19 protein-coding genes are annotated in these 23,434 nt (G+C 63.0%); 13 read left to right on the top strand and 6 right to left on the bottom strand.

From position 1 onward, the window contains the following. The 5 genes from HY836_RS18945 to HY836_RS18925 all read left to right on the top strand — a co-directional run. Positions 1 to 184 (top strand): LuxR C-terminal-related transcriptional regulator (locus HY836_RS18945; RefSeq protein ID WP_290679592.1); only part of this gene is annotated, 184 nt, incomplete at its 5' end. A 124-nt stretch (positions 185 to 308) separates the two neighbouring features. After that, positions 309 to 1,172, top strand: coding sequence for a bifunctional methylenetetrahydrofolate dehydrogenase/methenyltetrahydrofolate cyclohydrolase FolD (gene folD, locus HY836_RS18940; protein WP_290679589.1), 864 nt, complete (start codon positions 309 to 311; stop codon positions 1,170 to 1,172). A 52-nt stretch (positions 1,173 to 1,224) separates the two neighbouring features. Beyond that, positions 1,225 to 3,276: a M3 family metallopeptidase gene (locus tag HY836_RS18935; RefSeq protein ID WP_290679585.1), complete on the top strand. Its 2,052-nt coding sequence runs from the start codon at positions 1,225 to 1,227 to the stop codon at positions 3,274 to 3,276. 19 nt (positions 3,277 to 3,295) lie between these two features. Beyond that, positions 3,296 to 3,919, top strand: a complete 624-nt coding sequence (locus HY836_RS18930; protein WP_290679583.1) for a glutaredoxin family protein — start codon at positions 3,296 to 3,298, stop codon at positions 3,917 to 3,919. Between the two features lie 59 nt (positions 3,920 to 3,978). Further along, complete coding sequence (locus HY836_RS18925) at positions 3,979 to 5,223, top strand: TIGR03862 family flavoprotein (RefSeq protein WP_290679581.1); 1,245 nt, start codon at positions 3,979 to 3,981, stop codon at positions 5,221 to 5,223. Positions 5,224 to 5,272: 49 nt separating this feature from the next. On the opposite strand, the gene rpiA is transcribed toward HY836_RS18925, so the two are convergent. Both rpiA and HY836_RS18915 read right to left on the bottom strand, forming a co-directional pair. Continuing rightward, positions 5,273 to 5,944, bottom strand: coding sequence for a ribose-5-phosphate isomerase RpiA (gene rpiA / locus HY836_RS18920; protein WP_290679579.1), 672 nt, complete (start codon positions 5,942 to 5,944; stop codon positions 5,273 to 5,275). A gap of 58 nt (positions 5,945 to 6,002) precedes the next feature. Beyond that, positions 6,003 to 6,872, bottom strand: coding sequence for a DUF1624 domain-containing protein (locus HY836_RS18915; protein ID WP_290679576.1), 870 nt, complete (start codon positions 6,870 to 6,872; stop codon positions 6,003 to 6,005). A gap of 40 nt (positions 6,873 to 6,912) precedes the next feature. On the opposite strand from HY836_RS18915, the gene HY836_RS18910 reads away from it, so the two are divergent. The 6 genes from HY836_RS18910 (at position 6,913) to HY836_RS18885 (ending at position 13,387) form a co-directional block, all read left to right on the top strand. Then, positions 6,913 to 8,880: a U32 family peptidase gene (locus tag HY836_RS18910; protein ID WP_290679573.1), complete on the top strand. Its 1,968-nt coding sequence runs from the start codon at positions 6,913 to 6,915 to the stop codon at positions 8,878 to 8,880. Between the two features lie 121 nt (positions 8,881 to 9,001). Then, the gene (locus HY836_RS18905) at positions 9,002 to 9,835 is read left to right on the top strand and encodes a UDP-2,3-diacylglucosamine diphosphatase (RefSeq protein ID WP_367114731.1); all 834 of its coding nucleotides are present in this window, start codon (positions 9,002 to 9,004) and stop codon (positions 9,833 to 9,835) included. A gap of 65 nt (positions 9,836 to 9,900) precedes the next feature. Then, positions 9,901 to 10,215 carry a DUF2322 family protein gene (locus HY836_RS18900; protein WP_290679566.1) on the top strand — a complete coding sequence of 105 codons (315 nt, stop codon included), beginning with the start codon at positions 9,901 to 9,903 and terminating at the stop codon, positions 10,213 to 10,215. A gap of 50 nt (positions 10,216 to 10,265) precedes the next feature. Further along, positions 10,266 to 11,840, top strand: coding sequence for a thymidine phosphorylase family protein (locus HY836_RS18895; RefSeq protein WP_290679564.1), 1,575 nt, complete (start codon positions 10,266 to 10,268; stop codon positions 11,838 to 11,840). Between the two features lie 18 nt (positions 11,841 to 11,858). Continuing rightward, a complete protein-coding gene (locus tag HY836_RS18890; protein WP_290679561.1) occupies positions 11,859 to 12,767 on the top strand; it encodes a ribose-phosphate pyrophosphokinase in 909 nt (302 codons plus the stop codon). Continuing rightward, positions 12,764 to 13,387 (top strand): class I SAM-dependent methyltransferase, encoded by a 624-nt coding sequence (locus HY836_RS18885; protein WP_290679558.1) that lies wholly within the window; start codon positions 12,764 to 12,766, stop codon positions 13,385 to 13,387. Before HY836_RS18890 ends, HY836_RS18885 begins: the two co-directional genes overlap by 4 nt. Here the strand turns inward: HY836_RS18885 and HY836_RS18880 are convergent. The 3 genes from HY836_RS18880 to purL form a co-directional block, all read right to left on the bottom strand. Continuing rightward, a complete protein-coding gene (locus HY836_RS18880; RefSeq protein WP_290679555.1) occupies positions 13,360 to 14,502 on the bottom strand; it encodes a DUF898 family protein in 1,143 nt (380 codons plus the stop codon). The genes HY836_RS18885 and HY836_RS18880 overlap by 28 nt on opposite strands. 148 nt (positions 14,503 to 14,650) lie before the next feature. Beyond that, a complete protein-coding gene (locus tag HY836_RS18875) occupies positions 14,651 to 15,232 on the bottom strand; it encodes a hypothetical protein (protein ID WP_290679553.1) in 582 nt (193 codons plus the stop codon). A gap of 252 nt (positions 15,233 to 15,484) precedes the next feature. Continuing rightward, entirely contained in the window at positions 15,485 to 19,519 is a 4,035-nt protein-coding gene (gene purL, locus HY836_RS18870) for a phosphoribosylformylglycinamidine synthase (RefSeq protein ID WP_290679600.1), read from the bottom strand. 140 nt (positions 19,520 to 19,659) lie between these two features. Here purL and map point away from each other — a divergent pair, with 140 nt between their 5' ends. Both map and HY836_RS18860 read left to right on the top strand, forming a co-directional pair. After that, complete coding sequence (gene map / locus HY836_RS18865; RefSeq protein ID WP_290679550.1) at positions 19,660 to 20,472, top strand: type I methionyl aminopeptidase; 813 nt, start codon at positions 19,660 to 19,662, stop codon at positions 20,470 to 20,472. A 69-nt stretch (positions 20,473 to 20,541) separates the two neighbouring features. After that, positions 20,542 to 23,133, top strand: coding sequence for a [protein-PII] uridylyltransferase (locus HY836_RS18860; RefSeq protein ID WP_290679547.1), 2,592 nt, complete (start codon positions 20,542 to 20,544; stop codon positions 23,131 to 23,133). 22 nt (positions 23,134 to 23,155) lie between these two features. Here HY836_RS18860 and HY836_RS18855 read toward each other — a convergent pair whose 3' ends face one another. Beyond that, positions 23,156 to 23,359, bottom strand: coding sequence for a DUF465 domain-containing protein (locus tag HY836_RS18855; protein ID WP_290679539.1), 204 nt, complete (start codon positions 23,357 to 23,359; stop codon positions 23,156 to 23,158). Positions 23,360 to 23,434 lie beyond the last annotated feature (75 nt).

The raw sequence follows: 23,434 nt of genomic DNA, 5'->3' as shown, positions 1-23,434 counted from the left end.
GCTGGAGCGCATCGTGGCCGGCCGCCTGAACAAGCAGATCGCCGACGACCTGGGCATCAGCATCAAGACGGTGGAAGCCCACCGCGCCAACGTGATGGAAAAGCTCAACGCCAACACCGTGGCCGACCTGCTCAAGATCGCGCTGGGTGCCAACGCCCCGGCCGGCGGCGCGCCCACCAAGTAATCTGTCCGAGGGCTGCTTCTTCGGCCCTGCTGATACACGGACCTCCCAAGGCCGCCTCACCCCCTGTGGCGGCCTTGTTCATTTGAATTTCTGAAATCGACCGCTTTCCCATCCGGAGCAGCCTATGACCGCCCAACTCATCGACGGCAACGCCCTGTCCAAACAACTGCGTGGCGAAGTCGCCACCCGCGCCGCCAAACTGACGGCCCAAGGTATCAAGCCCGGCCTGGCCGTGATCCTCGTGGGTGACAACCCCGCCAGCCAGGTCTATGTGCGCAACAAGGTCAAGGCCTGTGAAGACAGCGGCCTGAACTCCGTGCTGGAGAAGTACGAAGCCAGCATGACCGAAGCCGAGCTGCTGGCCCGCGTGGAAGCGCTGAACAACGACCCGGCCATCCACGGCATCCTGGTGCAACTGCCCCTGCCCAAGCACATCGACGACCACAAGGTCATCGAAGCCATCTCGCCGGCCAAGGACGTGGACGGCTTCCACGTCGCCAGCGCCGGCGCCCTGATGGTGGGCGAGCCAGGCTTCAAGGCCTGCACGCCTTACGGTTGCATGAAGATGCTGGAATCCATCGGCATGAAGGACCTGCGCGGCAAGCACGCCGTGGTGATCGGGCGATCCAACATCGTGGGCAAACCCATGGCCATGATGCTGCTGGCCGCCAACGCCACCGTCACCGTCACCCACAGTGGCACGGCCGATCTGGCCTTCCACACCCGTCAGGCTGACGTGGTGGTGGCCGCCGTGGGCAAGCGCAACGTGCTCACCGCCGACATGGTCAAGCCCGGCGCGGTCGTGATCGACGTGGGCATGAACCGCGACGACGAAGGCAAGTTGTGCGGTGACGTCGATTTCGCCGGCGTCAAGGAAGTCGCCGGGTGGATTACCCCTGTACCAGGCGGTGTCGGCCCGATGACGATTACCATGTTGCTGGTCAACACCATCGAAGCCGCAGAACGCGAGGCCGCTGCCCGCGCCTGAGCTTGGAGCGGCATCATTGCGCATCAGTACGTCATCGCCACATCAGGACACCATGAGCACCAACCCATTGCTTGACATCACCGGCCTGCCCCTGTTTGATCAGATCAAGCCTGAGCACGTCACCCCGGCACTGGATACCTTGCTGGCTGAAGCCGAAGCCGCGCTCACCAAGGTGGTAGGCCCGGATGTACCGCCTGACTACGACGCGTTGTCCCTGCTGCTGGACGTGAGCACCGAGCGCCTGGGCCGCGCCTGGGGCGCCGTGGGCCACCTCAACGCCGTGGCTGACACGACCGAGTTGCGCGCCGCCTTCAACGACAACCTGCCTCGCATCACCGAGTTCTACACGCGCCTGGGTGCCGACGAGCGCCTGTACGCCAAGTACAAGGCCCTGAACGCCGCGCAACGAACCACTGACCCGGAGTTGCGTTTGAGCCCTGCCCGCCAGCGTGCGCTGGACAACGCGCTGCGTGCCTTCGTACTGGGCGGCGCCGAGCTGCAAGGCGAAGCCAAGGTGCGCTTTGCCGAAATCCAGGAATTGCAGGCTGCGCGCTCGCAAGCCTTCTCCGAGCACGTGATGGACGCGACCGACGCCTACGCCCACTATGTGCGCGAAGATGAGTTGGCCGGCGTCCCCGAAGACATCATTCAGGCGACCCGCGCCATGGCAGAAGGCGAAGCCAAGGAAGGCCACAAGCTGACCTTGCACATGCCGATCTACCTGCCCGTCATGCAGTACGCGACCCATCGCCACCTGCGTGAAACCATGTACCGCGCCTACAGCACACGTGCCTCCGAATTCGGCCCCACCGAGCGAGACAACACCGGCCTGATGAAAGAAATCGTGGCCCTGCGCCAGGAAGAGTCCGCGCTGCTGGGCTACAAGACTTTCGCCGACGTGTCGCTGGTGCCCAAGATGGCCAACAGCCCGCAGCAGGTGATGGACTTCCTGCGCGATCTGGCCAAGCGTGCCCGCCCCTTCGCTGAAAAGGACATGGCCGAGTTGCGCGAGTTCGCCAAAACCGAATGCGGCATCGACGACCTGCAGGCCTGGGACGTGGCTTTCGTGAGCGAAAAGCTCAAGGAAGCCCGCTACGCCTTCAGCGACCAGGAGGTCAAACAGTACTTCACCGAGCCCACCGTGCTCAAAGGCCTGTTCGGCCTGATCGAATCGCTGTTCGATGTGAAACTCCTGCCGGACACGGCGCCTGTGTGGCACGAATCGGTGCGCTTCTTCCGCATCGAACGCGCCGGCAAACTGATCGGCCAGTTCTACCTTGACCCGTATGCCCGCACCGGCAAGCGCCCAGGTGCCTGGATGGATGACGTGCGTGGCCGCTGGAAGCGCCCCGACAACGGCAACACGCAAACACCCGTGGCGCACCTGGTGTGCAACTTCGCCAAGGGCGTGGGCGACAAGCCCGCCCTGCTCACACACGACGACGTCACCACCTTGTTCCACGAATTCGGCCATGGTCTGCACCACATGCTGACCAAGGTCGATGACCTGGGCGTGTCCGGCATCAGTGGCGTGGAATGGGATGCCGTGGAGCTACCCAGCCAGTTCATGGAGAACTTCTGCTGGGAGTGGGATGTGGTCCAGAAACTCACCAGCCATGTGGATACCGGCGCCCATCTGCCCCGCGAACTGTTTGACAAGATGAACGCGGCCAAGAACTTCCAAAGTGGCATGCAGACCCTGCGCCAGGTGGAGTTCTCGCTGTTTGACATGCGCCTGCACGCCGAGCCCGGCCGTGAAAACGATGTGCAAAGCGTGATTGACGAAGTACGCAAAGAGGTGGCGGTCAACATTCCGCCCGCCTTCAACCGCTTCCAGCACAGCTTTTCACATATCTTTGCAGGTGGATACGCTGCTGGCTACTACAGCTACAAGTGGGCTGAGGTACTCTCTGCAGATGCCTACGCGGCCTTCGAAGAAGCGGCGACTCCTGCCACCGGCGTGCTCAATCCGGAAGTGGGCCGTCGCTACCTCGAAGCCATTCTGGAAGCGGGCGGCAGCCGCTCGGCGATGGAGAACTTCAAGGCTTTCCGCGGTCGCGAACCGCAGATCGACGCCCTGCTGCGACACCAAGGCATGAGCTGACACACAGGACATGAACACGATGCAACGCGCTGTACTTTCCTCGCTGCTGGCCCTGCTGGCCTGCCAACTGGCCACACCAGCCTGGGCGCTTTACAAGGTCGTGGGCCCGGACGGGCGCATCACCTACACCGATCGTGCCCCGACCGACAAGCCCGCCCAGGCACTCAAGGCCAATGGCGCCACGGCATCGACCGAAGGCCTGCCTTTTGAGTTGCAACGCGTCGTCGGCCGCTATCCGGTCACCTTGTTCACCAGCGCCAAATGTGCGCCTTGTGATGCGGCCCGCCAGATGCTCAAGGAGCGTGGTGTGCCCTTTACCGAAAAAACCGTCGTCTCGGCAGATGACATCCGGGCCTACAACAAGCAGGAAGGCACGGATCAATTGCCTTCGGTACGCGTAGGCCAGAAGCAGTTGCTCGGCTTCAACCAGGCCGAATGGGTCAGCTACATCGATGCAGCCGGCTATCCGGCCAAATCAGCCCTGCCACTGAACTACCGTTGGCCGCAAGCGACCCCGATGGTGACGGCTGTTTCTGCTGGAGGCAAGGAAGCCAGTGAGCCGGCTCCAGCCAAAGCTGTCCCCGGCGACAACTCCAACAACAACGCGCCGGCTGGCTCTGCGCCGCCTGGCTTCCGGTTCTGATTTTGAGCTTACACACCCCCGATACGACGACCACGAGCGCGTCCCTTTCCTCTTTGTCCGTGGCCGTTGTGGGCGGCGGGCCGGCCGGCCTGATGGCCGCCGAAATGCTCATCAACAAGGGCTTTCGCGTTGACCTGTTTGACGCCATGCCTTCGGTGGGCCGCAAGTTCCTGCTGGCGGGCCGTGGTGGCCTGAACCTCACGCACTCCGAAGAGCTGCCCACGTTCATGACGCGCTTTGCCGAGCGACAAAGTGAACTGGCGCCCCTGATTGCCGACTTCACCCCGACCGATCTGCGTGACTGGGCCACAGGCCTGGGCATCGAGACCTTTGTGGGCACGTCCGGCCGCGTCTTCCCAACAGACATGAAGGCCGCCCCCCTGTTGCGGGCCTGGTTGCATCGCCTGCGTCAGGCTGGTGTGCGCTTTCACATGCGTCACCGCTGGCTGGGCTGGGCTGAGGATGGCGCCTTGCGTTTCGCCACGAGCCAGGGCGAGGCCACACATCAGGCCACGGCCACCGTGCTGGCGCTGGGCGGCGCCAGTTGGGCCCGACTCGGCTCGGATGGCGCCTGGGCGCCCATACTGCAGACGATCGGTGCGAACGTGGCGCCACTGCGCCCTGCCAACTGCGGTTTCGATGTGGCCTCAACCGGCCCGCAACGCGAAGGTTGGAGCGAGCACCTGCGCACGCGTTTTGCCGGCCAGCCTATCAAGCCGGTGATCATCGAGTTTCGCGATGACCAAGGAGGCATCACCCGCCAGCAGGGCGAATTCGTCCTGACGGACACGGGCGTCGAGGGCAGCTTGATCTATGCGTTCTCGGCACGCATCCGCGACCAGATCGACGCAAGCAGCCAGGCCACCATCTACCTGGATCTGCTGCCATCGCATACCCCGCAGCAAGTGCTGACGGAGACATCGCGTGCCAGAGGCCCCCGCAGCCTGTCCACCCACCTCAAGAGCCGCCTGGGCATCCAGGGCATCAAGATGGCCTTGTTGCACGAACTGTTGAGCCCTGCAGAACTCAACAACCCAGCCATACTCGCAGAGCGCCTCAAGGCTTTGCCAGTGACCTTGTCCAAAGCTCGCCCCATTGACGAGGCCATCAGCACAGCTGGCGGCGTCACCTTCGAGTCGCTCGATGCCAATGGCATGCTCAAGGCTCGCCCAGGCGTGTTTTGCTGCGGTGAAATGCTGGACTGGGAAGCGCCAACCGGTGGCTATTTGCTCACCGCGAGCCTGGCCTCAGGCCGTGCGGTCGGCGCGGGCGTGTGGCGACACCTGAGCGCGCCACAAGACTGAGGCTGAGCCTGGAAGGCTAGGCCTATCACAACAAGGTCAAGACGCTCGCTCAGAAACTCAGCGTCTTGACGCCTTGCGAGGTACCCAGCAGGCACACCGAGGCCTTGTTGCGGGCAAACACGCCCACCGTCACCACGCCGGGCAACTGGTTGATCTCCGACTCGAACTGCGCTGGCGCGCTGATGCTCAGGCCGGTCACATCCACGATCACATTGCCGTTGTCGGTGGTCACGCCTTCACGCACCTTGCCCGTGCCACCCAGCTTGGCGAACGCGCGAATCACCTGCGCTGCAGCCATCGGGATCACCTCGACAGGCAGCGGGAACTTGCCCAGGGTCTGCACCAGCTTGGATTCATCGGCAATGCAGACGAACTTTTCGGCCAGATCGGCCACGATTTTTTCACGCGTCAAGGCCGCACCACCGCCCTTGATCATGTTGCCTTGATGGTCGATTTCATCGGCACCATCGATGTACACGCCCAGCGCCGTCACAGACTCCGAAGGCAGCACCTTGATGCCCAGTGCTTCCAGGCGTTGCGTGCTGCGAACCGAGCTGGACACGGCGCCGGCCACCCGAGCGGGATCGGCCTTCAAGGCTTCACCCAGGGCGTCGATGAACTTGTCCACCGTCGAGCCGGTCCCCACACCCACAATGCTGCCCGCTTGCACGTAATCCAGGGCAGCGCGGCCCACCAAGGTCTTGAGTTCGTCTTGGGTCATGGCGGAGGTCATTCGTAGGTCAGCAGTCGGGGTTGCAGCGAGGTTGAGGCATGGCGCGTCAGGGCACGGGTCGGCCTGTGAGCGTCATCCACGCCAGCAGGCCGCCGATCAGCACAGGCTGATGCACCATGTAAAAAGTCAGGCTCCAGCGCCCCAGCAAGGCCAGGCCATGCCTGAGCTTGCGCATGAGAGACGCCAGGCCGCCATTGTCGCCGGAATCAAGGGGTTTTCCCGCGTGCGCAACCTCCGCCCAAGACAGCAGCCGAGGGCGATGCGCCAGGATCCACTGCGTGGCAGCCAGCCCCCACCACATCACGCCCAGCCAGGGCAGGACGGGCACATAGTCTTCCGTGATGGGCTTGTGCGTCACCAGGCCCACCCAGTTGGTCAGACGGGCATCAAAGAAAGGTTCGGCCACGAACTGCGGCAAGGCGATGGCCAGCAGCCCCAAGGGCCACAACCAGGCACGCAGCGGCGCCGTCAACCTGGCCACCAGCAACATCACGGCCATGCCATGCAACACGCCAAAGTAGATGAAGCTGTTGGGAAACATGAACCAGCTGCCCAGGCTGACAAGTGCGGCACAGCCGACGATCTGCGCCCAACGGCGCCAGAAACGGTGCCAGCTCTGCCCTTGCGCCGTAGCGACCGCCTGCCCTGCCCCGGCGCACAGCAGAAACAGCGACAGGATGCAGGTACGCTGGTTGGTCCACAGCGGGTCGCTGTAAAAATTGGCGTCCAGCAGCCGGTAGTTGCTCAGATCGAAGCAGAAATGAAAGCACGCCATCCAGACCAGCGCGAAACCGCGCAGCGCGTCCAGCCGGTCATAGCGGCTTGCACCAGGTGCAAAACCACCGCCCGAGATCCCGCTTTCAAGGGATGCCGAACTACTTGAATCTGCAGGGGAATGGCCTTTTCCTGAGCGCATGGCGATAGTATCGGCGGTTTGCTCTTTCGCACCTTGCCACATGTCCCTCGCCCGCCACGAAATTGAACTGCTTGCCCCTGCCCGAACCGTCGAGATCGGTTTCGAAGCCATCAACCATGGCGCGGACGCGGTCTACATCGGTGGGCCGTCCTTTGGTGCGCGCAGCAATGCCAGCAACGAGGTCTCGGACATCGCCCGCCTGGTGGCCCATGCCCACCGCTACAACGCGAAGATCTTCACCACGCTCAACACCATCTTGCGCGATGACGAGCTGGGGCCAGCGCGCAAGCTGATCTGGGAGCTGTATGACGCGGGCGTGGACGCCCTCATCGTGCAGGACATGGGCATCCTGGAGCTGGATCTGCCCCCCATCCAGTTGCATGCCAGCACCCAGACCGACATCCGCACGGTCGAAAAGGCGAAGTTCCTGCAAGACAGCGGCTTCAGCCAGATCGTGCTGGCGCGCGAACTCACACTCAATCAGATCCAGGACATCTCGGCCAACACGCATTGCGCCATCGAGTTCTTCATCCACGGTGCCCTGTGCGTGGCCTATAGCGGCCAGTGCTTCATCAGCCATGCGCACACGGGCCGCAGTGCCAACCGGGGTGATTGCTCGCAAGCCTGCCGCCTGCCCTACAACGTGATGGACGGCGCCGGCCAGGTCGTGGCCTTCGAGCAGCACGTGCTGTCGATGAAGGACAACGACCAGAGCGCCAACCTCAATGCCCTGATCGACGCCGGCGTGAGTTCCTTCAAGATCGAAGGCCGCTACAAGGACATGGGCTACGTCAAGAACATCACGGCGCACTACCGCATGTTGCTCGACGAGATCCTGGAGGCGCGCCCCGAACTGCAACCGTCCTCGTCTGGCGAATGCACCTTCTACTTCCAGCCCGATCCGGATCGCAACTTCAACCGCGGCGCGACCGACTACTTCGTCAATGGCCGCAAGGACGACATCGGCGCGTTCGAATCACCGAAGTTCCTGGGCTTGCCACTGGGCGAGGTGGCCAAGGTCGGCGACAAGTGGTTCGACATCGCCTTGAACGAGGAACAGCAGGCGTCGGGCATGAGCAATGGTGACGGCATCAACTACCTGACGCTGACCAAAGACATCGTTGGCATGAAGCTCAATGTGGTCGAGCCCATCGGCAAGGCGGGCCGCATCTGGCGCGTGTATCCCAACGAGGCCATGGACACGCTCAAGGACTTGAAGGTCGGCGTGGCCGTCAACCGCAATGGCGACCGCTCCTGGGAGAACCAGTTGAGCAAGAAATCATCCGAACGCCGCATTGGCGTGTGGATGAGCTTGAGTGACACGGCAGATGGCCTGCACTTGACCGTGACCGACGAGAACGGCAACGTGGGTGAAGCCTCGGTAACGTGCGACAAGCAGGCCCCGCAGAACGTCGAGAAGTCGGAAACCAGCCTGCGTGAGAACCTGGGCAAGCTGGGCAACACGATCTTCTCGGCCAACGATGTGACGCTCGCCACCAGCCAGCCCTGGTTCGTGCCGGCGTCCGCCGTCAACACCCTGCGCCGCGATGCCATCCACGCACTCGAAGCAGCACGTGCGTCAGCCTACATCCGGCCCCAGCGCACGCCAGCGGTCGAGCCCCCTGTGCCCTATCCGGAAGACACCCTGAGTTACCTGGCCAATGTGTACAACGAGAAGGCGCGAGACTTCTATGCCAGGCACGGTGTCAAGGTGGTCGAAGCCGCCTATGAAAGCCACGAAGAGTTGGGCGAGGTCAGCCTGATGATCACCAAGCACTGCGTGCGCTTCTCGCTGAGCCTGTGCCCCAAGCAGGCCAAGGGCGTCACGGGTGTGCAAGGCACGGTCAAGGCCGAGCCCCTGCAGCTGATCAACGGCAAGGAAAAGCTCACTCTGCGCTTTGACTGCAAGCCCTGCGAAATGCACGTGGTGGGCAAGATCAAGAAGTCGGTGCTCAACCAGATCCCGGCGGCACCGATTCAGTTCTACAAGGCACGGCCAGGCGCCTGAGCGCTACACAAAACCGTCATCCGGGCGTCGCTGGCCTGTCACAGGCTGTGCGCACCATGGGCACATGCGGCCCTGGATCAACGCCCCCTTGCTGAGAGCCTTGACATCGCCTGCTGGCCTTCTGGCCGGCTCGGGACGGGCCTCAGTTCCTCCAAAAGACGATGACAGGGCACCCAGCCACAAAGTGCGCGCCGCGTGGATTTCCGACGTGCACCTGGGCACACCCGGCTGCCAGGCCGATGCCTTGCTGGACTTCCTCAAGCACGTCGAGTGCGACACGCTTTATCTGGTCGGCGACATCATTGACGGCTGGCAATTGCGCCGCAACTGGTACTGGCCTCAAGCGCACAACGACGTGGTGCAAAAGCTCCTGCGCAAGGCGCGCAAAGGCACGCGCGTGATCTTCATCCCGGGCAACCACGACGAATTCGCGCGCAAGTTCCTGGCGCATTCATTCGGGGGCGTAGAGGTGGCCGAAGAGTGGATCCACACCACCGCCGATGGCCGCCAGTTGTGGGTCACCCATGGCGATCTGTACGACGGCGTGATCCAGTGCGCGCGCTGGCTGGCCTTGCTGGGCGATTCGCTCTATGAATTCACCCTCAAGCTCAACCGGCATCTCAACTCCTGGCGGGCACGCATGGGCCTGCCGTACTGGTCACTGTCCAAATACGTCAAACTCAAGGTCAAACGGGCCGTGAGCTATGTAGGCGACTTCGAGCAGGCTTTGGCCCGAGAGGCGCGCAAACGCGGCGTCGATGGCCTAGTGTGCGGCCACATCCACCATGCGGAGATGCGCGACATCGGCGGCATCCTGTATTGCAACGATGGCGACTGGGTGGAAAGCCTTACGGCCCTGGTCGAGCACCCGGATGGCAGCCTGGAGATCCTGGATTGGGCCGCGATCATGGTCCATCGCCAACACCAGCACCAAGCGTTGACGCAAGCAGCCTGAGCGCGTCGCACGACCTGCGGCAAAATAGCGCCCTTGCCTCACACGCCGATCAGGAGCGCCTCAACATGGCTTTCGCCGACAACCTCAAACAACTCCCGCCCGTGGCCCATCTGGCCGCCCTGCAACTGATCGATGCCGCCGGCAACGTGGCCGCCACCATCGAAAACAAGCCTGGTCAGGCCGGCTCGCTGGCGGTGTATGCCGCCCTGGCTGACAAGCACGGCAGCATCAACGCCGCAGCCGCCCAGGAAGGCCTGGACATCTACGCCGAGCACACGGCCGATTCCCATGCCAACCCTGGCAAGCACCCCAATATCGATCGTCTGATCAAGATCATCGAGACAGCTCAAGGTTTCACGGTGAAGTTGATCCCGGCTTGACGTAAGCCCTACCTGGGGGGGTACGATGGAGCCAAACAACCGTTCCCTCCATGGTCACGAACACCGAATCCACAGAGAACACCGCCGCACCGCTGCTCAAGCTCAAGCGGGTGGCCATCGACACCTACCGCGAAAACGTCGCCTACCTGCACCGTGACTGCGCGATCTACCGAGCCGAGGGCTTTCAGGCCTTGTCCAAGGTCGAGATCCGGGCCAATGGCAAGCGCATCCTCGCCAGCCTTAATGTGGTGGATGACACCTGCATCGTGGGCGTGGACGAACTGGGCGTCTCCGAAGACGCCTTCGTGCAACTGGGCGTGCAAAGCGGGCACCCCTCGCGCATCAGCCAGGCTGAACCACCCTCCTCCATCCCGGCACTGCATCGCAAGATCGCTGGCGAACGACTGTCGCGAGACGACTTCCGCGCCATCGTGCGCGACATCGCCGAACACCGCTATTCCAAGATCGAACTGACGGCCTTCGTGGTCGCATCCAACCAGGGCGAACTCGATCGCGAAGAGGTCTACTACCTGACTGACGCCATGGCCTCGGTTGGCCGCAAGCTCGACTGGCGCGAACACCCGGTGGTGGACAAGCACTGCATCGGCGGCATTCCGGGCAACCGCACGTCCATGCTCGTGGTGCCCATCGTGGCGGCGCACGGCATGGTGTGCCCCAAAACCTCTTCTCGCGCCATCACCTCGCCGGCTGGTACCGCTGACACCATGGAGGTGCTGGCCAATGTCGAGCCACCTTTCGAGCGGCTGTGGGAGATCGTCCGCGAGCACCACGCCTGCCTGGCCTGGGGCGGCAGCAGCGACCTGTCACCAGCCGATGACGTGCTGATTGCCGTCGAGCGCCCCCTGTCGATCGACTCGCCTGGCCAGATGGTGGCCTCCATCCTGTCCAAGAAGATCGCCGCCGGCTCCACCCACCTGCTGCTGGACATTCCCGTGGGCCCGACCGCCAAGGTCAAGGCCATGCCCGAAGCCCAGCGCCTGCGCAAGCTCTTCGAGTTCGTGGCCAACCGCCTGGGCCTTACATTGGATGTGGTTGTCACCGACGGCCGGCAGCCTGTGGGCAATGGCATCGGGCCCGTGCTGGAAGCCCGCGACGTGATGCGTGTGCTGCGCAATGACCCGCGCGCGCCGGCCGACCTGCGCCAGAAGGCCCTGCGCCTGGCCGGCCGCATGCTGGAGTTCGACCCGGATGTGCGCGGCGGCGATGGTTATGCGATCGCGCGCGACATCCTGGACTCCGGCCGCGCACTGAGCAAGATGATGGCCATCATCGAAGCGCAAGGTGCCAAGCCCTTTGATCCGGAAATGCCCGAGCTCGCGCCATTGAGCTTCGATGTGTTTGCGCCGGGTGATGGCGTGGTCACCAGCATCGACAACCTGCAACTGGCCCGTATCGCCCGCCTTGCTGGCGCGCCCAAGGTGCAGGGCTCTGGCGTGGACCTGCTGCGCAAGCTGGCCGAACCTGTGAAGGCGGGCGAGCCCCTGTATCGCGTGTACGCAGCCTACCCTGCCGACCTCGAATTTGCCCGCCAGGCCTGCGAGCGCAGCAGCGGCTTCACCCTGGGCCTGCCATCCGAAGTGCCCAGCCTGTTCGTCGAGTTCTGACCCTGGATCACCCCCCTCATGAGTGCCCTCCTGCTTTACTTTGCCGACGAACAAGCGGCGGCCGAGCGATTGGCCCAAGCCTGTGGCGTCCCGGCGGCCTGTGTCGAATCCCACCGCTTCCCTGACGACGAGTTGCGCCTGCGCCTTCCGCTGGACAGCCAGGGCCTGCTGCCTTCGAACGTGATCGTCTACCGCAGTCTGAACCGCCCCAATGACAAGCTGGTCGAGCTGCTTCTGGTGGCGGCGCAGGCGCGTGATCTCGGCGCCAGGCACCTCACCTTGGTGGCACCCTATCTGGCCTATATGCGCCAGGACATCGCCTTCCACCCCGGCGAGATCGTCAGCCAGAAAGTCGTCGGGCGCTTCCTGGCAGAACGCTTCGATGCCGTGATCACGGTGGACCCCCATCTGCACCGCATCGCCACGCTGCAAGAGGCCATCCCGATCGAATCGGCCATCAGCCTGTCGGGCGCCCCCATCCTGGCCCAACTGATCGCGCAGCATCTGGAACGCCCGCTGCTGGTGGGGCCAGACGCGGAATCGGCTCAATGGATCGAAGCGGCCGCCCGCGCCCATCACTTCGATCACGGCGTATGCACAAAAGAGCGCCGCGGCGACAAGGATGTCGAGATCACCTTGCCTGAGATCGACGTTCGCGGGCGCACTGTCGTACTGCTGGATGACATCGCCAGCTCGGGCCGCACCATCGCGGCGGCAACCCAGCGGCTTCTGCAAGCGGGTGCGCGGTCGGTAGACGTGGCCGTCACCCACGCCTTGTTCGCGGGTGATGCGCTGCAGGTGATCAAGGCATCCGGTGTCGGACGCATCTGGAGCACCGACTGCATTGCCCATGACAGCAATGCCATCCACATGGCGCCACTGCTGGCGCAAGCCCTTCAACCGCTGCTCAAAGGTGGTTCGACATGAGCGCGGAAAACTGGTGGGAACGGCACGTTTTGCCCTATCTGATCGATCAGGCCTGCGGCATCCGGCCGGTGGCCAGGCAGCGCGAGAAGGTGGTGCCGCAAGCGCGGGGCCAGGTCCTGGAGATCGGCATCGGGACGGGGCTGAACATCCCCTTTTATGACAAGACGAAGGTCACCAGGATTGTGGGCGTGGACCCGGCGCTGCGCATGCACAGGCTTGCCGACAAACGCATCGCCAAGGCTGGCCTGAACGTCGAATTGATCGGTTTGTCCGCGGAAAAACTGCCCGTGGCCGACGCCAGTTTTGACACGGTGGTGTGCACCTATACCTTGTGCACCATTCCTGATCCCGCCGCAGCATTGGCGGAGATGCGCCGCGTGCTCAAGCCTGGCGGCAAGCTGCTGTTCTCGGAGCATGGGCGCGCACCAGACGAAGGTGTGGCCCGTTGGCAAACCCGCCTGCAGCCCTACTGGAGCAAGATCGCAGGCGGATGCATGCTGGACCGCGATGTGCCCTTGCTGCTCAAGGATGCCGGCTTTGATGCCGCCACGCAATCACGTTACCTGCCAGGCCCCAGGTTCGTGTCGTATCACTACTGGGGCGAAGCCAGCGCCGCTTGAGCGTCTTCTTCTGGTTTGACCAGGACTTCCGGCCGAATCCAGACCGACACAGAGCGCAAGCGCAAACGGGCTTCAGAGATCGCGGCCTGCGGGTAGTACCAACCCAGCGTGCAGGCAATCAGCATCCAGTTGCGCAAGGTGAGCTTGAGCAACTCGCGCTCGGGCACCGCGCTGTCAAAACGTATGGCCTTGTGCGCCGTGTCAGACCAAAGCCGGTTCTGAAGTTTCACGCTCATGTAGGGATAGGGCAAAGCCATCATCATCACGATGCCCAGGAAGATGCCGGGCACCAACACCAGGGCGAGCCGAATGCTTTCACTATGGTGTTCGTTCTGCTTGAGGCGCGCCACCGTTTCCCAGTCCAGCCCGACCAGCTCTGACAGCCCCCATATCAAGGGCAGGAGCACCAACAACAAAGCCAGCAAGGCCAGCACACCTGTGCGCAAGGTCACGCGCATGGCGTCCCCTTGCTGGAAGCTTTGCCCCTGCTCATTGCGCCAGTCACCCAACGCGGCATGGCGATGCTGATACCGCTTGAACTGCACATACATCCAAGGCAATGCAAGGGACAGCGCGGTGGCGGCGAACGCCCCCAGCACATAAGACTGCACCCGTTGACCACCCATGCCGGCGATCACGGCCCATACCGCCAGCACGCCGCCCACGATGTACAGCAGCGTCGGCAGACCCATGGCCTTGATCGCGTCGGCAGGCGTGGCCGCCAGACTCAGCCGTTGGCCGCGCCAGCTGGTGTGCATGAGCTGGAACTCCAGAAACCCATGAAGGAACACAGGCAACAAGGCTGCCGTGAGAATCTGCATCCCGGCGACGCCCATCATCTGATAGGGCCCGGTCAGCGAGATGCCGTAATAGATCGCATTGAGGATCAGCGTACCCACAACGTTGCCCGCGAACATCTTCCAGGGACTGGCGTGGTAATCCAGATTGGCCCCGGCCACATGCGTGTGCTGGTAGAAGTAACGCAGGCTCCCCACCAGCGCCCAGGGCAAGGCAAATCCTGCAGTCAGCAGGAGCAGCAACATGTTCTTGCGCCAGATCGGGCGGTAAGACTCGACGTTGCCGGTGAAGCTCACCTCGTAGCGGGTATGGGACATCTTGAATAGGAACTTGCGACAGAGATGCAATGCGCAAATGATCATTTTCCATTATTCGCATCCCGATCATGTTCGCGTATTCACCGTGATGGCCGCACCATCCCCTGCAAATGAAGGGGTGCAGGAGCCCGGGCCCAGGCACACCTTCTCACCACCACTTCGCGCTTGCCTTGGGCGCCTTGTAGGACTTGCCCGTTCCTTGCGTATGCCAATATGAATAATTGATGGCCAGCCGATCCAGATTTTTCTTGCAACTCGAGCAACAGGGTTTGGAAACACCAATTTCAGGCAGAGGCATGCGCATCGCGTGAAAATAGTCGACCAACTGCATTTCAGCGTGATAGTCGTCCGGTGAGAGGCCATAGCTGGCCGCCCAGTTCGCCAGATAAACGATCTCCTCATCCACGCCAGATGCATGCAGCGCAGCGGCTACATTGCCCTTCTGCGTGTCATTGGGGGCGCCCCAATAAAGGCCATTCGAAGCCACATACAAACGGCCGTCATGTGTGGCGACCGCCACCGTGCGCTGCGCAATGAACAACTGCTCTCTTGAATCGCCGGCATGTTCGCTTGAAAAGCCAATGGCCAGCACGTATCTCGCGATCTTGTCGAGCTCATTGAGCCCGGCCGCCGTCAACCTGGTGTAGATCACGTTACTGGACGATGGGCTTCGCTCTCCCGGCGGCAGCGCCAGATCCTTTTCCTGTATTGAGCCTGCGTCTTGTGGCATGGGGCACCCCGAGTCGTTGATTGGAATGACTCGGATTTCATCCGTTTGCGCCCGCGCTGCAAATCCCTAGCAAAGCCGGACAAACGCTCAAGAAGATGCTGACAGGGGCTTGCTCAGTGCCGTGATCCCCACTTTGAACTGATACCGTGGTTCGCCCTGCACGGCGCTGGACCTCACGCAAGCCGCCCGGTAGAAAGGCAAGAAAGGCCCCGAAGGGCCTTTCTACGTCCTGCCAGAACGAGTCTAGACGTATCAACCCACCCACTTACGCGCATTGCGGAACATGCGCAGCCAGGGGCTGGCATCGCTCGGGTTGCCGCTGGTCCAGCTCATCTGGATGTTGCGGAACACGCGCTCGGGGTGCGGCATCATGGCTGTGAAGCGGCCGTCGGCGGTGGTGACGCTGGTCAGGCCGCCGGGCGAACCGTTCGGGTTGAACGGGTACACCTCGGTGGCGGCACCGGTGTTGTCCACAAAGCGCATGGCCTTGTGCACCTGGGCGGCGTTGCCACGCTGCGAGAAATCGGCAAAGCCTTCACCGTGCGACACGGCGATCGGCATGCGGCTGCCGGCCATGCCGTCGAAGAAGATCGAGGGGCTTTCCAGCACTTCAACCAGGCTCAGGCGGGCTTCAAAGCGGGTGCTCTGGTTATGCGTGAACTTGGGCCAATCCTGCGCGCCCGGGATGATGGGGCTCAGCGCGGCCAGCATCTGGCAGCCGTTGCACACGCCCAGCGCGAAGGTGTCCTGGCGGCCAAAGAAGGCGGCGAATTGCTCTGCCAGTTGCGGGTTGAACATGATGGAACGCGCCCAGCCTTCGCCGGCACCCAGGGTGTCGCCGTAGCTGAAGCCACCGCAGGCCACAAAGCCCTGGAACTGATCCAGACGGGCACGGCCAGCTTGCAGATCGCTCATGTGCACGTCAAAAGTGTCAAAGCCACCTTGCGCCATGGCGTAGGACATTTCCACGTGCGAGTTCACGCCCTGCTCGCGCAGGATCGCCACCTTGGGGCGCGACTTGTTGATGAAGGGCGCGGCCACGTTGTCCAGCGGATCGAAGCTCAACGCCACGTGCATGCCCGGGTCGTTGGGCAGGCCGATGGCGGCATGCTCGCTGTCAGCGCAAACGGGGTTGTCGCGCAGTTGGGCAATGCGCCAGCTCACCTCGTCCCAGGTCTTGTGCAGCTGCGCCAGCGGCGCGCTGAACACAGGCTTGGCATCGCGCCAGACCTGCACGTCGTCCTTCGCGGCGCCACTCAAGATGGGCTTGCCGATCACATGGCTGTGCTTGCTCAGACCATGCTCGCGCAGGGTCTGGATCACGGCATCGCGGTCAGCCGTGCGCACCTGCAACACCACGCCCAGCTCTTCGTTGAACAAGGCCTTGAGCGTCAACTCGTTGCGGCGCTCGCCCACCTGGCCGGCCCAGTTCTTGGAGTCCCCGGTGTCAGCGCGGCTGTCGGTGATGCCGTCGCCTTCGGTGACCAGCATGTCCACATTGATACTCACGCCCGTGTGGCCGGCAAAGGCCATTTCACACACGGTGGCCCACAGGCCGCCATCACCACGGTCGTGGTAGGCCAGCAGCTTGCCTTGAGCGCGCAGGGCGTTCACGGCAGACACGGTGGCCTTGAGCATCTCGGGGTTGTCGCAGTCAGGCACATCGTTACCGAACTGGCCCAGCACCTGGGCCAGCATCGAGCCACCCATGCGCTTCTTGCCCTCACCCAGGTCGATCAGGATCAGGCTGGTGTCCAGAGGCTGGCCGTTTTCGGCGGTGATCAGCTGTGGCGTCAGGGTCGTGCGCACATCGCTGATCGAGGCAAAGGCCGTGACGATCAGGGACACCGGCGCCGTGACCGACTTGGTGTCGCCCTTGTCAGCCCACTTGGTGCGCATGGACAGCGAATCCTTGCCCACCGGAATGGACACGCCCAGCGCCGGGCACAGCTCCATGCCCACGGCCTTGACCGTGTCATACAGCGCGGCGTCTTCACCGGCTTCGCCACAAGCGGCCATCCAGTTGGCAGACAGCTTCACGCGAGGCAAGTCGATGGGTGCGGCCAGCAAATTGGTGATGGCCTCAGCCACGGCCATGCGGCCGGATGCGGGTGCATTGACCGATGCCAGCGGCGTGCGCTCGCCCATGGCCATGGCTTCACCGGCAAAGCCCTTGAAGTCAGCCAGGGTCACGGCCACGTCAGCGACGGGCACCTGCCAGGGGCCGACCATCTGGTCACGCGAATTGAGGCCACCCACGGTGCGGTCACCGATGGTGATCAGAAAGCGCTTGCTGGCCACGGTGGGGTGGCGGATCACGTCGAAGGCGACCTTGTCCAGCGCCACGCCAGTCAGGTCCACTGTGCCACCATCCCACTGCACGCGCTTGACGTCGCGGTGCATCTTGGGAGGCTTGCCCAGCAGCACGTCCATGGGCATGTCCACGGGCTTGTCCGACTCAGGCCTGGTCGTGTCTTCCAGGATCAGCTCGCAAGCCTCGGTGGCCACGCCGATCACGCCAAACGGGCAACGCTCGCGGTTGGCCATTTCGGTGAAGATGGGCAGAGACTCAGGCGCAATGGCCATCACATAGCGTTCCTGGCTTTCGTTGCACCAGATCTCTTTCGGGGCCATGCCGGTTTCTTCCAGCGGCACCTTGCTCAGATCGAAACGTGCGCCCTTGCCTGCGCCGTCCACCAGCTCGGGGAAGGCGTTGGAGATGCCACCGGCACCCACGTCGTGGATGGCCAGGATGGGGTTGTTGGCACCCAGACCCCAGCAATGGTTGATCACCTCTTGCGCGCGGCGCTCGATTTCGGGGTTGCCACGCTGCACGGAGTCGAAGTCCAGCGCAGCCGAGTTGGTACCTGCCGCCATGGACGACGCGGCCGCACCAGCCATGCCGATGCGCATGCCAGGACCACCCAGCTGAATCAGCAAGGTGCCGGCAGCAAACTGGATCTTCTTGGTCTGCTCGCTGCTGATGGTGCCGATGCCACCGGCGATCATGATGGGCTTGTGATAGCCACGGCGGATGGCAGCAGGGCCTTCACCCACGGTCTGTTCGAACACGCGGAAGTAGCCACCCAGGTTGGCACGACCGAATTCGTTGTTGAAAGCGGCGCCGCCCAGGGGGCCTTCCGTCATGATCTGCAGCGGGCTGGCGATGTGCTCGGGCTTGCCGAACTTCACGGTTTCCCAGGGCTCATTCGTGCCCGGCAAGTTCAGATTGGAGACGGAGAAACCGGTCAGGCCCGACTTGGGTCGCGAACCGCGGCCCGTGGCGCCTTCGTCACGAATCTCGCCGCCCGCACCGGTCGAGGCGCCTGGATAAGGCGAAATCGCGGTCGGGTGGTTGTGGGTCTCCACCTTCATCAGCACATGGGCCAGCTCTTCACGGGACTGGTACTGAGGTGCGTTGGTGTAACCAGCCGGCATCCAGCGCTCGATCTGATGGCCTTCCATCACCGAGGCGTTGTCGCTGTAGGCGATCACGGTGTGCTGCGAATTGAGCTTTTCCGTGTTGCGGATCATGCCGAACATGGACAGATCCTGCGCCTGGCCATCGATCGTGAACTGGGCGTTGAAGATCTTGTGGCGGCAGTGCTCGCTGTTGGCCTGGGCGAACATCGTCAACTCGACGTCAGTCGGGTTGCGCTTCAGGCCGGTGAAGGCCTTGACCAGGTACTCGATTTCATCATCCGACAAGGCCAGACCGAAGGTCACATTGGCTTCGTCCAGCGCCTTGCGGCCCTGACCCAGCACGTCCACGTGCGCCATCGGGGTGCCCTGCTGCTCGTCGAACAGGTGGCGGGCTTCGTCACGGCCCAGCAGCACGCTTTCAGTCATGCGGTCATGAAGCAGCGCGGCGCAGGCATTCAATTCCTCCGCCGCCAAGGACTTGGCGCTCCCCATCAAGGCGCCGATCACACCCGTCTTCACCGTCAGACGGAATTCGGTCACACGCTCCACGCGGCGAATCGCCAGGCCGCAGTTGTGGGCGATGTCCGTGGCCTTGGAGGCCCAAGGCGACACCGTGCCCAGACGTGGCGCCACCACGATGAGGTCGCCGTCCTTGACGCCTTCATAGGCATCGCCATAGGTCAGCAGGGCCGACAGTTTGTCCAGCTCGCCTTGAGGCAGGGCCTGATCCATGGCCACCCAGTGCACGAAGCGCGCATGCACGCCGCTGATGCGGGGGTTGATGGCTTGCAGCTTGGGCAGCAGGGCCTGAACTTGGTGAGGAGCCAAGGCGTTGCCGCCTTCAAAGTGCATCAGGATGGACATCACGTGGGTGGTGCGTAGGGCGACGACATCGGGAAAAACGCGCATTTTACCGGCTGCCAGCCACAAAAGCCGTAAATCGATGTCTTTCTGATGACCCTGTGCGCGGCATAGCCCACGCGAAATACGGATAATTCGCGTCCATGAGCATCACAATCAAAACAGGCGCCGACATCGACGCCATGCGTCTGGCCGGCCGACTGGCATCCGAGGTGCTGGACTACATCACCCCTTTCGTCAAACCTGGCGTCACCACGGACGAGCTGGACAAGCTCTGCCACGACTACATGGTCAACGAACAAGGCTGCGTGCCCGCACCCTTGAACTACGCCCCGGGTGGCCACAAGCCCTACCCCAAGTCGATCTGCACCTCGATCAACCAGCAGGTCTGCCACGGCATCCCGAGCGACAAGCAGTTGAAGGATGGCGACATCGTCAACCTCGACATCACGGTGATCAAGAACGGCTGGCACGGCGACACCAGCCGCATGTTCATCGTCGGCAATGGCTCGATCGCGGCCAAGCGCCTGTGCGCCGTCACCTATGAAGCCATGTGGCGCGGCATCGCCAAGGTCAAGCCAGGTATCCGCCTGGGCGACATCGGCCACGCCATCCAGACTTTCGCCGAAAACCAGGGCTTCTCGGTCGTGCGCGAGTTCTGTGGCCACGGCATCGGCGAGAAGTTCCACGAAGAGCCTCAGGTGCTGCACTACGGCCGCCCCGGCACGCTGGAAGAGCTGAAGGCGGGCATGATCTTCACGATCGAGCCCATGATCAACGCTGGCAAGAAGGACATCAAATCCCTGGGAGATGGGTGGACCATTGTCACCAAGGACCGCTCCCTGTCGGCACAATTCGAGCACACTGTCCTGGTGACAGAGACCGGCTACGAGGTGCTGACCCTGTCGGCCGGCAGCCCGCCCCCGCCCGACTTCATCACGTCAACCAAGACCTGATTCCTTGATCCAGACAGGCCTCGTCTCCCACCTGACGAGGCCTTTGTCATTGAAGTACCTACCAAGAACATGTCCCTGGACGTCGCCGCGCTGCGCACGCAGTTCAAGACCGCCAAAGCCGAACTGCTGACCCAGTTCCAGCAAAGTCGCGCCTCCACCGTCACCGCCAGCCGCCTGCTCACCCAACTGGCTCGCCTGGTTGACCGCACCCTGATCCAGATCTGGGAGGCGCACCCCATGCCGCGTGGCGCTGCCCTGGTGGCCGTGGGTGGCTATGGCCGTGGCGAACTGTTCCCGCACTCTGATGTGGACGTGCTGCTGCTCCTGCCGCTGTCGCCTTCGATCACGGGCGACGAAAGCCTGGCGCCCAGCGTCGAGAGCTTCATCAGCGCCTGCTGGGACATCGGCCTGGAGATCGGCTCCAGCGTGCGCAGCGTCGAGGAATGCAGCGAAGAGGCCATGCGCGACATCACCGTGCAGACGGCCTTGCTGGAAGCGCGCTTCATCCACGGCTCGCGCATGCGTTTTGACGAGCTGCAGCAGTCCACCTTCCAGCACATGGACGTGCAAGCCTTCGTGACCGCCAAGATGCTGGAGATGCGCCAGCGGCACACCAAATACGAAGACACACCCTACTCGCTGGAGCCCAACTGCAAGGAAAGCCCAGGTGGCCTGCGTGATCTCCAGGTGGTGCTGTGGCTGGCCCGTGCCGCGCGCCTGGGCAAGACCTGGCATGAGCTGGCCAAGAACGGCCTGCTGACACCGTTCGAGGCACGCCAGCTCTCTCGCAACGAAGGCACGCTCAAGCTCATCCGCACCCGCCTGCACCAGATCGCCGGCCGCCGTGAAGACCGCCTGGTGTTCGACCTGCAGACTGCCGTGGCCGAATCCTTCGGCTACGCCAACACCAAGGCCCTGCGCGCCAGCGAAGCCTTGATGCGTCGCTACTACTGGGCGGCCAAGGCGGTCACCCAGCTCAATCAGATCCTGATCCTCAACATCGAGGAGCGCGTATTCGGCTCGCAGAACGCGCCCATGCGCCCCATCAACGAGCGTTTCATGGACCGCGGCGGTTTCCTCGAAATCACCAGCGACGACCTGTACGAGCGGGATCCGCACGCCATCCTGGCCACCTTCCTGACACTGCAGCAGGAAGACACGCTCAAAGGCCTGTCCGCCCGCACCTTGCGCGGGCTCTACAACGCCCGCAACGTGATGGACGGCGCTTTCCGCAAGGACCCGGTCAACCACCAGGCCTTCATGGCCATCCTGCAAGAGCAGCAGGGGCAGACGCGCGTGATGCGCCTGCTCAACCAGACTTCGGTGCTGGGCCGTTATCTGTGGGTGTTCCGCCGCATCGTGGGCCAGATGCAGCACGACCTGTTCCACGTCTACACGGTGGACCAGCACATCCTGATGGTGGTGCGCAATGTGCGGCGCTACTTCATCCCCGAGCACGCCCACGAGTACCCCTTCTGCACACAACTGGCCGCTGAGTGGGACAAGCCCTGGCTGCTCTACGTGGCCGCACTGTTTCATGACGTGGCCAAGGGCCGCGGCGGCGACCACTCCGTGCTAGGTGGGGTGGAGGTACGCCGCTTCTGCCGCGACCACGGCATCAAGGGTGAAGACGCCAGGCTCATCGAGTTCCTGGTGGGCGAACACCTGACCATGTCACGCATCGCGCAAAAGGAAGACCTGTCCGACCCGGACGTGATCCAGGCTTTTGCCAAGCGCGTGGGCAATGAACGCACCCTCACCGGCCTTTACCTGCTGACCGTGGCAGACATCCGCGGCACCAGCCCCAAGGTATGGAACGCGTGGAAGGGCAAGCTGCTCGAAGACCTCTACAAGCTCACGCTGCGTGCGCTCGGCGGCGCTCGTCCGCACATGGATGCCGAGATCGAGGCGCGCAAGCAGCAGTCCAGGCACACCCTGGCGCTGTACTACATGCCCAGCGGCATCGAAGAAAAGCTGTGGAAGACGCTGGACATGAGCTATTTTGCTCGCCACGATTCCGCCGACATCGCCTGGCACACGCGCATGCTGTGGCGCCATGTAGAAACCGACAAACCCGTGGTGGCAGCGCGCCTGTCTTCGGTGGGTGAAGGCCTGCAGGTGCTGGTTTACGCCCCTGATCGCCCTGACCTGTTCGCCCGCATCTGCGGTTACTTCGACAAGGCCTGCTTCAACATTCAGGACGCACGCATCCACACCTCGAAGTCAGGCTACGCGCTCGACACCTTCCAGATCCTGGCCAGCGACAACATGGCCTTCGACGGCGTGCACTACCGGGATCTGATCGCCCTGGTGGAAAACCAGCTGGCCGAGGCGGTCGCGTCCGACAAGCCCTTGCACGAGCCCAGCCGGGGCAGGTTGTCCCGTCGGGTGAAGTCCTTCCCGGTTAAGCCCCGCGTGAGCCTGCGGCCGGACGAGCGGGCGCAGCGCTGGCTGCTGAGTGTGTCGGCCAGTGACCGCTCCGGCCTGCTGTATGTGATCGCCAGAACCCTGGCTCGCCACCACGTCAATGTGCAACTCGCCAAGGTCAGCACCCTGGGCGAGCGCGTGGAAGACACCTTCCTGGTCACCGGCGACTCATTGCGCCAGGACAAATTGCAGCTGACGCTGGAAACCGAACTGCTCGAGGCGTTGGCGCCTTGAGTCAAAAAGCAGGCGCAGCCTATCAGGCCGGCTCTTTGGGATCGAGCAATATTTCGAGGCGTGTGATCTGGTCGCGCAGCAGCAAACGGCGCTTTTTGAGGCGCCGTAGCGACAGTTCGTCTACCGGCGACTGTTCTGCCGCCCGATCAATGAGGTTGTCCAGATCAGCGTGCTCCATGCGCAACTCGATCAGCTGGCGATGGGGAGAATGCAGGTTTTCTTGCATCGGGGAAGCTCGAAGGCTCCGTGACTAGGCGCTTGAACAAGGGATGCCCCGGGGCATCGCCACCCCCCGGATCCT

The organism is Aquabacterium sp. (assembly GCF_016234775.1).
GTDB lineage: Bacteria > Pseudomonadota > Gammaproteobacteria > Burkholderiales > Burkholderiaceae_C > Aquabacterium.
Note: the sequence above shows the minus strand (reverse complement) of the source record. Positions and strands in the feature narration are given on the sequence as shown.